Source organism: Pseudomonas sp. LAIL14HWK12:I1 (genome assembly GCF_003202095.1).
Taxonomy (GTDB): Bacteria; Pseudomonadota; Gammaproteobacteria; order Pseudomonadales; family Pseudomonadaceae; genus Aquipseudomonas; species Aquipseudomonas monteilii.
Window position 1 is genome coordinate 80388 of sequence record NZ_QJKG01000013.1, and the last position, 13479, is coordinate 93866.

A 13479-nucleotide genomic window follows, 5' to 3' on the forward strand; every position below is an offset into this window, starting at 1 on the left:
TGCGCTTTACGCTCAATCAGGACTGATTATCATCTGGGCGCTCCAGCCTCGCGTTCCTCGCCAGGCCCTGACGAGACGCCTGATGAGCAAGATGACCCTGACCCTGACACTGGCTTTGGCACTGGCCCTTGCGGCGCCTGTTGCCCTGGCACAGCCCGAGCGTAACCAGAAGATGGACACCTCGCTGCTGCAGCGCCAGGACCTGGCCTATCGCTTCACCCAGCTCGACCTGGACTCGGCCGATGGCCAACGCCATTACCGCTTGTGGGTCGGCAAACCAAACCGACCGGCGCCCGCCTCAGGGTACCCGGTACTGTGGATGCTCGATGGCAATGCCGCGATCGGGGCGCTGCAAAGCCAGCAACTGGACAAGCTCGCCGCCGGCCAGGCGCCTTTACTGGTGGCCGTGGGTTACCAGACCGAACAACGTATCGAGCGGACCGGGCGTACATATGACTACACCCCGGCGCTGCCTGGCCAGGCTGAGCAGCGTGACCCGCTGACCGGCGAGCCCAGTGGCGGTGTGGATGCGTTTCTTGATCTGCTGACCGAACGCATGCGGCCGATGGTGGCCGGGCTGGCCCCGATCGACGCGCAACAGCAGACGTTATGGGGCCATTCCTATGGCGGCCTGGCCGTGCTGCATACGCTGTTCACCCGGCCCGGGGCGTTCAGTGACTATGCGGCGGCCAGCCCTTCGTTGTGGTGGCATGACGGGGCGATCGTGCAGGAGGCGCAGGGGCTTGAGCAGCGCTTGGGCAACAACTCTGCGCGGCTGCTACTGATGCGGGGCAGCGCAGAACCCTCGAACCCCCGGGCACAGCTTAAAGGCGATGCCGAGAAGCCCGCGCGCGAGCTGGCGGCGGACCTGGCCAAGGTAAAAGGCCTTCAGGTGCGCTTTGAACGGTTCGATGGGCTGGATCATGGGCAAATGCTGGAGGCTTCCTTGAACGCGGTGATCGAGCAGCTGGCCAGATAACAGGTAATCCCGTTCCGGCCTGCTGCTCCGTCGCATCGTCAAGGATAGGTGTACTTGAGCACGTACTGGCTCAGTTCACGGAAGGCATCCCCGGAAATCCGGGCTACAAGGTCTGGTGTCCGGCCAAGCGTCTTGCAGCATGCCGCGACCATCTGCTGGCGCACCGGCTCATCGAGCATGCTGGCATGCACAACCTGGAAGAACTGAAGGTAAACGCCAGAACCACTGCCTTCAGGGCTGCGCCGGATTTCAACAGGTGTGTCGTGGTAAGGCGCCCGGAAGAACGGCTGACCCTCGTAGTCCGGCTGTGGGGTCAGCACACCCGGGGCATCACACCGGCTGTGACACAGCACTTTGCTCTGATGATCCGTCTCGAAGCCTCGTTCATAAAGCGTCACTTGCGACCCGGGGGCCTGTAGGCAGGCACTTTCGAATGCGTTCAGGATCTTCCGGGCATTCGCCTGGGAAGCCTGGATCTGCGACAACGCCACGAACCGCTCGATTTCACCCTTGGCGACGCTTTTTACGCCCCGGTCAAGGGTTGCCCAGTGGCTGAATTCTTCTTTGCAGGCAATCATGTGAATCTCGAAGCGGTAACCTGCCTCGACGGCAGCAGGCGGGAAACCGGCGAACGCTTCTTCGTCCAGTGCCGATTCCATGATGATGTTGTAGCGGTTGGCGAAGGCATACTCGAAAACCTTGCCGCTCAGCTCTCTGACGAAGGCTTCGGTGTGTTCGTAAACATGCAACACACCGTGCTCGCTCATCTGTGCGTAGTGCGGGTGCAGTTTGCGGAACTCAGGCAAATAAAGCCGCACATGGTTCTCGTAGCGCTCGCTGGGCAGCAACTGCTTCTCCAGCAAGTAAGTCTTGCCCGACCCTTGCGCCCCCGCAACGATTAGCATGTTCGGGGCGGGGTCACTTTCAGGCCCATCCGCCTCGCGTGCCTTGTCGAACAGCGTGTTGTCGAGCAGGGCAAAGGCATCAGTCACGTCGTTGGCAGTGAACGGGTAAAGCGTGGCCATATCTGCAATCCTCAAGTATCTGCCCCAAGCGGGCTGCCCGGCACTCTAGAAGTTGCGATGGCGTACCGTGTGGTAGATGGCTATGGCATCTCTGGCCAGCCCGCCGAAGGTCGTAGACGCGTGGGTTGCCAGTGGGGTGGCCATGTGCGTTATGCTTGGCCGGTCTTCAGGGCGGGGTGAAAGTCCCCACCGGCGGTAAATCGAAAGATGAGCCCGCGAGCGCCCCGGCCATGCCGGGGGTCAGCAGATCTGGTGCGACTCCAGAGCCGACGGTCATAGTCCGGATGAAAGAAGGCGTCAGGCAGGGGCCATCCGGGCGCCCTTGCGCGCGCATTTTGTTCGCCCCGAGACGTTCATCGATCATTCACGAGGAGCGTTTCATGTCCACCCTTCAACACCCGCAATTCCCCAACGTTTGCGCCGCCATCGCCGCCTTCCAGGCCGGGCGCCCTGTATTGCTGCTCGATGACGACGACCGCGAAGACGAAGCGGACATTATTGCGGCTGCCGAAAACATCACGCTGCAAACCATGGCCATGATGATCCGCGACTGCAGCGGCATCGTCTGCCTGTGCCTGGACGAAGCCACCGTTGACGAACTGCAACTGGCGCCGATGGTGCAGAACAACCAGGCCCGCCACGGCACCGGTTTCACCGTCACCATCGAAGCGGCAGAAGGCATCACCACCGGGGTTTCTGCCCAGGACCGCATCACCACCATTGGCGCGGCGTTGCGTTCCAGCGCCGAACAACGCCATATCGTCAGCCCAGGGCATGTGTTCCCGCTGCGCGCCCGCAATGGCGGGGTGTTGACCCGCCGTGGGCACACCGAAGGCTCGGTGGACCTGGCACGCCTGGCCGGCCTGCGCCCGGCAGCCGTGCTGTGCGAGCTGATGAACCCCGATGGCAGCATGGCCCGTGGCGAGCAGGTGGCGGTGTACGCGCGGCAGTACAACTTGCCGGTGCTGACCATCGAGGAGCTGGCGCGGTACCGGGAGGCGATGCTGGAGCGCGAAGCCGAGCCTGCCTGATAGGCCACCTTGGGCCCTTTCGCGGGCACGCCCGCGAAAGGGCCCTTGAACTTGCCTCATTGCCCCGGAAGTTTGCTCCCCCCGCCCCGCTCTGCTAGTGTCGCGCCGTTCTGATATGCCACCGAGACAGTCGCCATGGCCCGCAAAAAAGCCTCCCTCGATTTCGAGCAATCCCTCGCAGACCTGCAAGCACTGGTCGAGCGCCTGGAGAACGGCGAGTTGTCGCTGGAAGAGTCGCTGGCCGCCTTCGAGCAAGGCATCGCCCTGACCCGTGACTGCCAGGGTGCCCTGGCCCAGGCCGAACAGAAGGTGCAAATTCTGCTGGAGCGCGATGGCGAGCTGGCTGCACAGCCCTTCGACGCGGAGCCAGAAGCATGATCGGCACCTACCAGGCCAGTTGCCAGGCACGCGTCGACGCAGCCCTCGAACCCCTGTTCGTCGCCCCGACCAAAGAGCTGGAACGCCTTTATGCCGCCATGCGCTACAGCGTGATGAACGGCGGCAAGCGTGTACGGCCATTGCTGGCCTATGCAGCCTGCGAAGCCCTGGGTGCCCCGGCCGAGCAAGCCAACGGCGCAGCCTGCGCGGTCGAACTGATTCACGCTTATTCGCTGGTGCATGACGACCTGCCGGCCATGGACGACGACGACCTGCGTCGCGGCCAGCCAACCACTCACAAAGCCTTCGATGAAGCCTGCGCCATCCTGGCTGGCGACGGCTTGCAGAGCCTGGCGTTCAGCGCCCTGCTCGACCCAGGCCTGAGCCCGCAGGCCGACAGCATTCGCCTGGCCATGGTGCAGGCCCTGGCCAAGGCCGCCGGGCCAGCCGGCATGGTCGGCGGCCAGGCCATCGACCTCGGTTCGGTGGGCCTGAAGCTGGACCAGCAAGCGCTGGAGTTCATGCACCGGCACAAGACCGGCGCACTGATCGAAGCCAGCGTGCGCCTTGGCGCATTGGCCAGTGCCCGTGCCGAACAGGCGCAGCTAGAGGCCCTGCAGACTTATGCACAGGCCATCGGCCTGGCGTTCCAGGTACAGGATGACATCCTCGACGTGGAAAGCGACACCGCCACCCTGGGCAAACGCCAGGGCGCTGACATAGCCCGTGACAAACCGACCTACCCGGCCCTGCTGGGGCTGGAAGCGGCCAAGGCCTATGCGATCGAACTGCGCGACCAGGCGCTGGTCGCACTGGATGGGTTCGGCGACAAGGCCGAGCCACTGCGGGCGTTGGCGCGTTACATCGTCGAACGCCGCAACTGATTTTCGGGGCCGCTGTGCGGCCCATGCAACACCCGTCTGAATGGGCAGCTTTTCCTACAATGGGGTAAACTGCCGCGTCTTCACACACCTATAACGACTCGCCTGATGCCCACGACGTTTCAAGAGATCCCCCGCGAACGCCCGGTCACGCCGTTGCTCGACCGCGCTGACACGCCTGCCGGCCTGCGCCGGCTGGCCGAAGCCGACCTGGAGACCCTGGCCGACGAACTGCGCCAGGAACTGCTCTACACCGTGGGTCAGACCGGTGGGCATTTTGGTGCCGGTCTGGGCGTGATCGAGCTGACCATCGCCCTGCACTACGTATTCGACACCCCGGACGACCGACTGGTGTGGGACGTGGGCCACCAGGCCTACCCGCACAAGATCCTCACCGGGCGCCGTAACCGCATGCTCAGCCTGCGCCAGAAGGACGGTATTGCCGCCTTCCCGCGCCGCAGCGAAAGCGAGTACGACACCTTTGGCGTCGGCCACTCCAGCACCTCGATCAGCGCCGCACTGGGCATGGCCATTGCCGCCCGCCTGCAAAACAGTGCACGCAAGTCGATTGCGGTGATCGGTGATGGCGCGCTGACAGCCGGTATGGCCTTCGAGGCGTTGAACCACGCCCAGGAAGTCAACGCCGACATGCTGGTGATCCTCAACGACAACGACATGTCGATTTCGCGCAATGTCGGTGGCCTGTCCAACTACCTGGCCAAGATTCTCTCCAGCCGCACCTACTCGAGCATGCGTGAAGGCAGCAAGAAAGTGCTGTCGCGCCTGCCCGGCGCCTGGGAAATCGCCCGGCGCACCGAGGAATATGCCAAGGGCATGCTGGCCCCCGGCACCCTGTTCGAAGAGCTGGGCTGGAACTACATCGGCCCGATCGACGGCCACGACCTGCCGACAATGATCGCCACCCTGCGCAACATGCGAGACCTGAAAGGCCCGCAGTTCCTGCATGTGGTGACCAAGAAGGGTAAAGGCTTCGCCCCGGCCGAGGTCGACCCGATCGGCTACCACGCAATCACCAAACTGGAGCCGGCCGACAAGCCTGCCGCGCCGAAAAAAGCCAGCGGGCCGAAATATTCCGCCGTGTTCGGCCAGTGGCTGTGCGACATGGCCGCCGCCGACAACCGCCTGGTGGGTATTACCCCGGCGATGAAGGAAGGCTCGGATCTTGTAGCCTTCAGCGAGCGCTACCCGGAACGTTACTTCGACGTAGCGATTGCCGAGCAGCACGCCGTCACCCTGGCAGCCGGCATGGCCTGCGAGGGCGGCAAGCCGGTGGTGGCGATCTACTCCACCTTCCTGCAGCGCGCCTACGACCAGCTGATCCACGACGTGGCGGTGCAAAACCTCGACGTACTGTTCGCCATCGATCGCGCCGGCCTGGTTGGCGAAGACGGCCCGACTCACGCGGGCAGCTACGACTTGTCGTACCTGCGCTGCATCCCGGGCATGCTGGTGATGACCCCGAGCGACGAGAACGAGCTGCGCAAGATGCTCAGCACCGGCCACCTGTACAACGGCCCGGCGGCTGTTCGCTACCCGCGTGGTACCGGCCCGAATGCGCCGATCAGCGGCGACCTCGAACCGCTGGAAATCGGCAAGGGCGTGGTTCGTCGCCAAGGTGAGAACGTCGCCCTGCTGGTGTTCGGCGTTCAGCTGGCCGAGGCCATGCAAGTGGCCGGGCAGATCAACGCGACTGTGGTCGACATGCGTTTCGTCAAGCCGCTGGACGAAGCCTTGGTGCTGGAACTGGCTGGCAGCCATGAATTGCTGGTGACCATCGAAGAAAACGCCATCATGGGCGGCGCTGGGGCTGCGGTGGGTGAGTTCCTTGCCAACGAAGGCGTGGTCAAGCCATTACTGCACCTTGGGCTGCCGGACATCTATGTCGAGCATGCCAAGCCTGCGCAAATGCTGGCTGAATGTGGGCTGGATGCAACCGGGATCGAGGCTTCAGTGAAAGCCCGCATGGCCAAGCTCGGCCTCTAGGGCCTATTCGCGGGCACGCCCGCTCCCACAGGTATATCACCGCCCTTAAGAGCAGTGGATTACCTGTGGGAGCGGGCGTGCCCGCGAATGCTATGGTGCAGAAAATGAGAAACCCAACCTTTGCCACCCTGCTTTGCCTCCCTCTCACGCTGCTGGCCGCCGAACGCGACGACGCACTCAAGCTCCCCGACGTACTCATTAGCGCCAGCCGCCAAGTCGAATCACGCACAGCCACCAGCGCCGCCAACACCGTCTTCACCCGCACCGACATCGACCGCCTGCAACCCACCAGCGTCACCGACCTGCTCGCCCGCGCGCCCGGCGTACAAGTGGCCCCGACCGGTGGACGCGGCAGCCTGCCGGGCATCTTCATCCGCGGCACCAAGGCCGCCCAAAGCCTGGTGCTGGTCGATGGTATGCGCATCGCCAACGCCACCTCCGGCGACAGCGGCCTGCAGTTTCTAGACGTCGACCAGATCGAGCGTGTCGAAGTGCTGCGCGGCTCGCGCTCGGCGGTGTATGGCAGCGATGCCATTGGCGGGGTGATCCAGATCTTTACCCGCCGTAGCAATGGCCCCGGCCTACAGCCGCGCCTGCGCATGGCCGCTGGCAGCAACCAGACATTCCAACGCAGCGTGGGCCTTGCTGGTGGTAACGGGGCGACCCGGTTCAACCTTGGCGCTAGCCTGGATGAAACCGCCGGTATCGACTCGACCGGACCGTCTTTCACCAGCGATGGTGACCACGATGCCTACCGCAACAAGTCGCTGAACCTGAGCCTGAGCCACACTTTTGACGAGCGTTTCGAGGCCGGCCTGAACCTGCTCGATAGCCGCGGCCGTAGCGAGTACGACAACCCGTTCGGCGGTTTCGACCCGGTCACCTTTGAAAGCTTCGGGCAAAAGCCCTACACCGATTTCAGCGTCAGCAGCCTGGGCAGTTACTTCGATGCCCAGCTTACCGACACCTGGCATTCACGGCTGGAACTGGCCCACAGCGAAAACCGTGACGACAAACGCGACAAGCTCAGCGCCGAACGCTTTGTGTTCAACACCTACCGGGACCAGGTCACCTGGCAGAACGACCTTGCGCTGGGCGAGCAACACAGCCTGCTGCTCGGCGGCGACTGGTACGAAGACCGCGTGCACGCCAGCACCGATTTCACCGAGGACAGCCGCTGGAACCGTGCCGCCTTCCTCCAACACCGCTACCGGGGCGAGCAGTTTTCCACCGAAGTGGGCGTGCGCCATGACCGTAACCAGCAGTTCGGCGGCCAGACCACCTGGAGCGGCAGCCTGACCGTACCGTTGAATGCGCAGAACGACGTGCTGCTGTCCTACAGCGAAGGCTTTCGGGCGCCAACCTTCAATGACCTGTATTACCCCCAGTTCAGCAACCCGGACCTGGATCCCGAACATTCCAGAAGCTACGAGCTGCAATGGCGCAGCCAGCTGACAACAGACAGCCGCCTGGAAGCCTCGCTGTACCGCACAGATTTGCGCGATGCGATCGTGTTCGGCCAGGACTCGATACCGCGCAATGTCGCCTCGGCGCGCATCAACGGCTTCGAAATGGCCTTGGCGCAACAATGGGGGGCGTGGCGCAGCCAGTTGGGCCTGGCACTGATCGACCCACGTGACCGCGACAGCGGCCACACCCTCGCCCGCCGTGCCCGCCGCACACTGAGCCTGGACCTGGACCGTGAACTGGGCCGTTTCAGCGTGGGGGCAAGCTGGCAAGCGGTCAGCAGCAGCTATGACGATGAAGCCAACCGCAACCGCATCGGCGGCTATGGCCTGCTCGGTTTGCGCGGTAGCTGGGCAGCCACGGATGAAGTGAAACTGGAAGCAAAGCTGGATAACCTGCTGGACCGCGCCTACAACCGTGCCCTTTATAGCTATGAAGGCGCCTACCACCCGTACCGCGAAGAAGGCCGCACACTGCTGTTCAGCGTTACCTGGACGCCGGCGCTTTAGCCGCGAGCAACGCGCACAAGCGGGCGGTGGCTTCGATCATCTGCCCGCTGGGCCGCTCTAGCCCCTTGTCGGGCACCACCAGCAGGCGGCCATCGGCAACCGCACGCAGTTGCGGCCAGGCCTTCCAGCTCGCCAGCTGTACTTGATCGCCCGCCAGGATGACCTGCGGATTACGCAGCAGTACAGACTCCACGTTCACCTGCGGCGCTGGCTGACTGAGGTCGGCGAACACATTGCGCGCCCCGCACACGGCCAAGGCGTCGCTGACCACCTGCCGGCCACCCAAGGTGTACAACGGCCGATCCCACACTTGATAGAACACCTGCAAGGGCTCGTCTCGCCGGTACTGCTGGCGCAACTGCTGCAGCCGATTGCGCAGGGTTTGAGCGTACGCATGGCCTTGCTCGGCACGCCCGATGCGCCCGGCAATGGCCTCGATCTGTTCAATCAGTTGCTCGATGTCATGGGGTTCGGCACTGAAAGTGGCAATGCCCAGGCGCTTGAGCTGGTCGCGCTGGGCGGGCGGCACGCTGCCAGGCCACAGCAGCAACAGGTCGGGGCGCAGGCTGAGCAGGCGCTCCATGTCCAGTTGCCCTTGGCGCCCGACCGAGGGCAGGTCGCGCAGCGCCGCCGGCCGTTCGCCACCGTCGAGCACACCCACCAGCAGGTCGTCGGCCTGCAGCTCGAGCATGATTTCGGTCATCGACGGTGCCAGACTGACGACCCGCATGGGTTCAGCGGCCAGTGCGGTGCAGGCTACCAGCACCAGAAGGCCAGCCAGCAGACGCATTAACCGAGCTGACGCGGAATGCGATAGAGGTACAGCACCACCACGGTGGACAGCGCCAGCAGGATCTGCGGCACCGCTTCGAGGCCGACCAGCACCGACAGCGCGGCAATCCAGGCCGGGAAGCAGGCGTACAGCATGGCCATGCGCCGAACCCGCGCCAGTTCGATCCAGGCGGCGGGCTCTTCGCCCGTGCCAAGTACCTTGGAAGTGGCGATCAGCGCACGCTTGTAAGCCCCGAAACGCGGCAGGCTGAGGAACATGGTCGCCGCGCCGGCAATGAACAGTGGCATGGCCAGCACCGGGATCAGTGCGTCACCGCCACCAAAGGCCCAGGCCATCACCGGCAGCGGCACCAGGCCCACTGCCAGGTACTGCCACCAGGCCAGCGCCAGGCGCTGCTTGACCTCGGCGCGGGTCACGCCTGGGGCGCCTCGCCCTGGTGTTCGTTGCCCAGCATGTGGCCCAGTTTGCCGGCCTTGGTCGCCAGGTAGTAGCGGTTGTGTGGGTTGTGGCCGGTGTGCAGCGGCACACGCTCGGCAACCACGATGTTCATGTCGGTCAGGGCTTTGACCTTGCGCGGGTTATTGGTCATCAGGCGCAGCGACTTCACGCCCAGGTGTTCCAGCATCGGCAGGCACATGGCGTAGTCACGCTGGTCGGCGGCAAAGCCCAGGCGCTCGTTGGCTTCGACGGTGTCGGCGCCGCCATCTTGCAGCTCGTAGGCGCGGATCTTGTTCAGCAAGCCAATGCCACGGCCTTCCTGGCGCAGGTACAGCAGCACGCCACGGCCTTCACGGGCGATGGCCTGCAGTGCGGCTTCCAGCTGCGAACCACAGTCGCAACGCTGGCTGAACAGGGCATCGCCGGTCAGGCACTCGGAGTGCAGGCGCCCCAGCACCGGCTGGCCGTCCGCGATGTCACCCAGGCTGAGCACTACGTGCTCACGGCCAGTGGCTTCGTCGAGAAAGCCATGCATGGTGAAGGTCGCGAAGGGAGTCGGGAGTTTAGAGGCGGCAACAAAGACGACGGGCACGTTGTGCTCCTGGAATAAGTTGAAAATTTCTCGTGGGCCGATTGTATCAGCCAGTTGCAGGCTGTGGGCGGGCTGAATACGGTGGGTTAAGATCGAAAAGTTCGATGCTTAGCAGCGATGATGGGGCCAAAAGCGCCCCTCTCTCAATGGGGGCGACTGTCCGCAGTGAACGGATAGGGCTGCTTCCAATGTTCGAAAATCGGCTTCAGCTCGCCACGGCGCACCAATTCGGCCATGCGCTTGTCGAACAGGTTGCGCAGGGCCTTGGCCTGGTCGCTTCGGGCAAAAGCCAGGTACAGCGGAAGTTCGGCCACATGGGTACGACGGAAGCGCTCGGGCTGCGAAGACTGGCTCAGCACATAATCGACTTCGGTCTGTGCATCGATGTAGAAGTCCACACGGTCATGCTCGAGCATCGGCAAGATGCCTTCGCGGCGCTGAATCTCACGAAACTCATGCACATCCGGCAGGTAGCTGCCGTAGTCATAGCCTCGTACCCAGGCCAGGCGGTATTTGCCAACGTTCTCTGGAGTCGGCACAGGCTTGCTGGCTAGCCCCAGGGCGTAGATATGGTCCATGTCGAAGTGCCAGCGCGGGTACAGATTGTCGTCGTTCTCGTCCTTGTACGAGCCGACCCAGGCATCGGCTTCGCCGCGTTTGACCAGCCCGATTGCCCGGCTGTAGGGCGCGGTCTGGGTCACCACCTTGACCCCGGCCGGCTCGAACACCTTGCGTAGCACGTCCCAGGCGACCCCGCTACCGTCGGCGTTGGTGTAATCAAGCCACTCCTCGCTGACCAGGTGGATCTGCTTCGGCACACCGTCAGCAGCGTTCACCCACGGGGCAACACTCAGCAGCATTGCCAGCAGCACAGTCCTTATGGCCATTCATGCGCTCCCTGTTTCAGGCAACCGCCCACACCAGAACCTGCATGCCCAGCCACGCGAACACGCCGGCCAGGATATCGTCGAGCATGATGCCGACGCCCCCGTGCACATGACGGTCGATCCAGCGGATCGGCCACGGCTTGAGGATGTCGAAGAAGCGGAACATCAGGAACCCTGCCAGCAGCCACTGCCAACCTTCCGGCACCAGCCAGAGGGTGATCCACATGCCGACAATCTCATCCCAGACAATGCCTTCATGGTCGTGTACGCGCAAGTCATTGGCGACTTTGCCGCACAACCAGAAGCCAAACAGCATGCTCACGCCGAGCAGCAGCCAGTACCCCCAGTCGGGTAGCATCTGCCACAACGGGATGAACGGTATGGCCACCAGCGAACCCCAGGTGCCCGGGGCCTTGGGCAAGGTGCCGGACCCGAAGCCGAAAGCGATGAAGTGCCACGGGTTGCGCCAGACCGAAGGCGGAACGAACTCCGCAGGCACCTGGTTGGGGTGATCGGTCACGGTGTCTCCCTAAAGTGTTGATAGCCCCGCTGAACGGGGGTAATGTCCCGGCCCTGCGCGTCGCGCAAGGTTACGCCCTGCCCTTCGAGCACGCGGCCAATGGTGTGCACCTCGACGAAACCGAGGTTGGCCAAGGGCGCCAGCGCCTCAGGTGGCAGCGTGAAGGCCAGCACGTAATCGTCGCCACCCGCAAGCGCAGCCTGCACTGCCGCCTCGCGGCCGAGGAACGCCTCTACAGCAGGAGACACTGGCACCTGGGCCAGGTTCACCTCCAGCGCCACGCCGGACGCCTTGGCGATATGCCCACAATCTGCGAGCAGGCCATCGGAGATGTCCAGGGCAGCGGTAGCCTGGCCGCGCAGGAGCGTGCCCAGGGTGAGCTGCGGCATCGGCGACCAGTAATGGGCAAGCAGCGGCTCAGCCAGCTCGGCGGGTGCCTCGCGCTCACCCAGCACCAGCGGCAATGCACCGGCGGCCTTGCCCAGCACACCGCCGACGCACAGCAAGTCGCCTGGCCGTGCACCGCTGCGGCGCAACGCCTGGCCAGCCGGCACGCGGCCGAACACGGTAACGGTGATGCTCAGCGGCCCCCGGGTGGTATCCCCTCCGATCAGGCTCATGCGGCAGCGATGGGCCATGCGGCTTATGCCGTCCGCATAGGCGGCCAGCCAGTCTGGGCCAACATCCGGCAGGGTCAGGGCGAGGGTGAAGCCGATTGCGGTCGCGCCCATGGCCGCCAGGTCACTGGCCGCCACGGCCAACGAGCGCTGGCCCAGCAGAAGCGGATCGCAGACCGCAGGAAAGTGCACCCCGGCGACCAGGGTATCGGTCGACACCGCCAGTTGCTCGCCTGGGGGAAGCTGCAGCAGGGCGCAGTCGTCACCGATCCCCAGTGCCACGCCCTCGCCGCCCTGCGCACAGGGCGCGGCGGCGAAGTAATGGTTGATCAGCTCGAACTCACCCATGGGCAGGCAGCGCCGGAATCAGCGCTTGTTCGCCTTGACTTCTGCTTCACGCAGGGCCGGAGCGAGCTTGTCCAGCACGCCGTTGACGAACTTGTGGCCATCGGTGGCACCGAAAACCTTGGCCAGCTCGACACCTTCGTTGATCACGACGCGATAAGGCACATCGACGCGCTTGATCAGTTCCCAGGTGGACAGACGCAGCACGGCCAGTTCGACCGGGTCGAGCTCTTCCAGTGCGATGGTCATGCAAGGCACCAGCGCCTTGTCGATTTCGCCCTTGATTGCCGGGACCCCATGCAGGATCTCGCGGAAATAGGCACCGTCGACATCGGTGAAATCGTTATCCACCCGGAACTGCGCTTCGATCTCGTTCAGCGAATGCTGGGCCATGTGCCACTGGTAGAGGGCCTGGGTCGCGAGCTTGCGGGCTTCGCGGCGCTTGGCGCTCTTCGAGGGCTTGCCGGCATCCGCAGGTTTTGGATCGCGCGGGTTGAAACGATCGCTTTCGTCGCTAATCACTTGGCCTCCAACTGCGCCAGCAGGCTGACCATTTCCAGAGCGGACAAGGCAGCTTCAGCACCTTTGTTGCCGGCCTTGGTGCCGGAACGCTCGATGGCTTGCTCGATAGAGTCGACGGTCAGTACGCCGAAGGCCACCGGAACACCGAACTCCATGGACACCTGGGCCAGGCCCTTGGTGCATTCGCCCGCCACGTATTCGAAGTGCGGGGTACCACCACGGATCACGGCGCCCAGGGCAATGATCGCGTCGTAGGCGCCTTGCTGGGCGACCTTCTGTGCCACTAGCGGGATTTCGAATGCACCCGGGGCACGGATGATGGTGATGTCGCTTTCGCTGACACCGTGGCGTACCAGGGCATCAACGGCACCGCTTACCAGGCTTTCGACGACGAAGCTGTTGAAGCGGCCAACCACCAAAGCATAGCGACCTTTGGGGGCGATGAAGGTACCTTCGATGGTCTTCAGGGTCATTCCGATATTCTCATCTTC

The 13479-nt window shown here is 63.9% G+C and carries 15 protein-coding genes and 1 riboswitch; of the genes, 6 read left to right on the plus strand and 9 right to left on the minus strand.

Features of this window, described 5'->3' with window-relative positions:
• The first annotated feature begins 82 nt into the window (after nt 1-82).
• On the plus strand, nt 83-979 hold the full coding sequence (locus tag D906_RS25010; protein ID WP_019097897.1) for an alpha/beta hydrolase: 897 nt from the start codon (nt 83-85) through the stop codon (nt 977-979).
• Between the two features lie 38 nt (nt 980-1017).
• On the opposite strand, the gene D906_RS25015 is transcribed toward D906_RS25010, so the two are convergent.
• Nucleotides 1018-2004 carry a zeta toxin family protein gene (locus tag D906_RS25015; protein WP_019097896.1) on the minus strand — a complete coding sequence of 329 codons (987 nt, stop codon included), beginning with the start codon at nt 2002-2004 and terminating at the stop codon, nt 1018-1020.
• Between the two features lie 158 nt (nt 2005-2162).
• Nucleotides 2163-2304, plus strand: a riboswitch (FMN riboswitch).
• A gap of 80 nt (nt 2305-2384) precedes the next feature.
• Between D906_RS25015 and ribB the strand changes: the two genes are divergently transcribed.
• The 5 genes from ribB to D906_RS25040 all read left to right on the plus strand — a co-directional run bounded on the left by ribB (nt 2385) and on the right by D906_RS25040 (nt 8274).
• On the plus strand, nt 2385-3035 hold the full coding sequence (ribB, locus tag D906_RS25020; RefSeq protein WP_019097895.1) for a 3,4-dihydroxy-2-butanone-4-phosphate synthase: 651 nt from the start codon (nt 2385-2387) through the stop codon (nt 3033-3035).
• 135 nt (nt 3036-3170) lie between these two features.
• The gene (locus tag D906_RS25025) at nt 3171-3413 is read left to right on the plus strand and encodes an exodeoxyribonuclease VII small subunit (RefSeq protein WP_003255380.1); all 243 of its coding nucleotides are present in this window, start codon (nt 3171-3173) and stop codon (nt 3411-3413) included.
• Nucleotides 3410-4297 (plus strand): (2E,6E)-farnesyl diphosphate synthase, encoded by an 888-nt coding sequence (gene ispA / locus D906_RS25030; RefSeq protein WP_019097894.1) that lies wholly within the window; start codon nt 3410-3412, stop codon nt 4295-4297. The genes D906_RS25025 and ispA overlap by 4 nt, the downstream gene beginning before the upstream one ends.
• Nucleotides 4298-4402: 105 nt before the next feature.
• Entirely contained in the window at nt 4403-6298 is a 1896-nt protein-coding gene (gene dxs, locus D906_RS25035) for a 1-deoxy-D-xylulose-5-phosphate synthase (protein ID WP_019097893.1), read from the plus strand.
• 104 nt (nt 6299-6402) lie between these two features.
• Complete coding sequence (locus D906_RS25040) at nt 6403-8274, plus strand: TonB-dependent receptor domain-containing protein (RefSeq protein ID WP_019097892.1); 1872 nt, start codon at nt 6403-6405, stop codon at nt 8272-8274.
• Here the strand turns inward: D906_RS25040 and D906_RS25045 are convergent.
• The 8 genes from D906_RS25045 to ribE form a co-directional block, all read right to left on the minus strand.
• On the minus strand, nt 8252-9064 hold the full coding sequence (locus tag D906_RS25045; RefSeq protein ID WP_016715359.1) for a cobalamin-binding protein: 813 nt from the start codon (nt 9062-9064) through the stop codon (nt 8252-8254). The two genes, D906_RS25040 and D906_RS25045, sit on opposite strands and share 23 nt — an antisense overlap.
• Nucleotides 9064-9483 carry a hypothetical protein gene (locus D906_RS25050; RefSeq protein ID WP_019097891.1) on the minus strand — a complete coding sequence of 140 codons (420 nt, stop codon included), beginning with the start codon at nt 9481-9483 and terminating at the stop codon, nt 9064-9066. The genes D906_RS25045 and D906_RS25050 overlap by 1 nt, the downstream gene beginning before the upstream one ends.
• The gene (gene ribA / locus D906_RS25055; protein WP_012270291.1) at nt 9480-10097 is read right to left on the minus strand and encodes a GTP cyclohydrolase II; all 618 of its coding nucleotides are present in this window, start codon (nt 10095-10097) and stop codon (nt 9480-9482) included. The genes D906_RS25050 and ribA overlap by 4 nt, the downstream gene beginning before the upstream one ends.
• Before the next feature lie 143 nt (nt 10098-10240).
• Nucleotides 10241-10984, minus strand: a complete 744-nt coding sequence (locus D906_RS25060) for an ABC transporter substrate-binding protein (protein WP_027615791.1) — start codon at nt 10982-10984, stop codon at nt 10241-10243.
• Nucleotides 10985-11000: 16 nt separating this feature from the next.
• Complete coding sequence (locus D906_RS25065) at nt 11001-11504, minus strand: phosphatidylglycerophosphatase A (protein WP_003255391.1); 504 nt, start codon at nt 11502-11504, stop codon at nt 11001-11003.
• Entirely contained in the window at nt 11501-12469 is a 969-nt protein-coding gene (thiL, locus tag D906_RS25070; protein WP_025754617.1) for a thiamine-phosphate kinase, read from the minus strand. The genes D906_RS25065 and thiL overlap by 4 nt, the downstream gene beginning before the upstream one ends.
• 18 nt (nt 12470-12487) lie before the next feature.
• Nucleotides 12488-12988, minus strand: coding sequence for a transcription antitermination factor NusB (gene nusB, locus D906_RS25075; RefSeq protein ID WP_003255393.1), 501 nt, complete (start codon nt 12986-12988; stop codon nt 12488-12490).
• Nucleotides 12985-13461: a 6,7-dimethyl-8-ribityllumazine synthase gene (ribE, locus tag D906_RS25080; protein ID WP_003255395.1), complete on the minus strand. Its 477-nt coding sequence runs from the start codon at nt 13459-13461 to the stop codon at nt 12985-12987. The genes nusB and ribE overlap by 4 nt, the downstream gene beginning before the upstream one ends.
• Nucleotides 13462-13479: the final 18 nt, after the last annotated feature.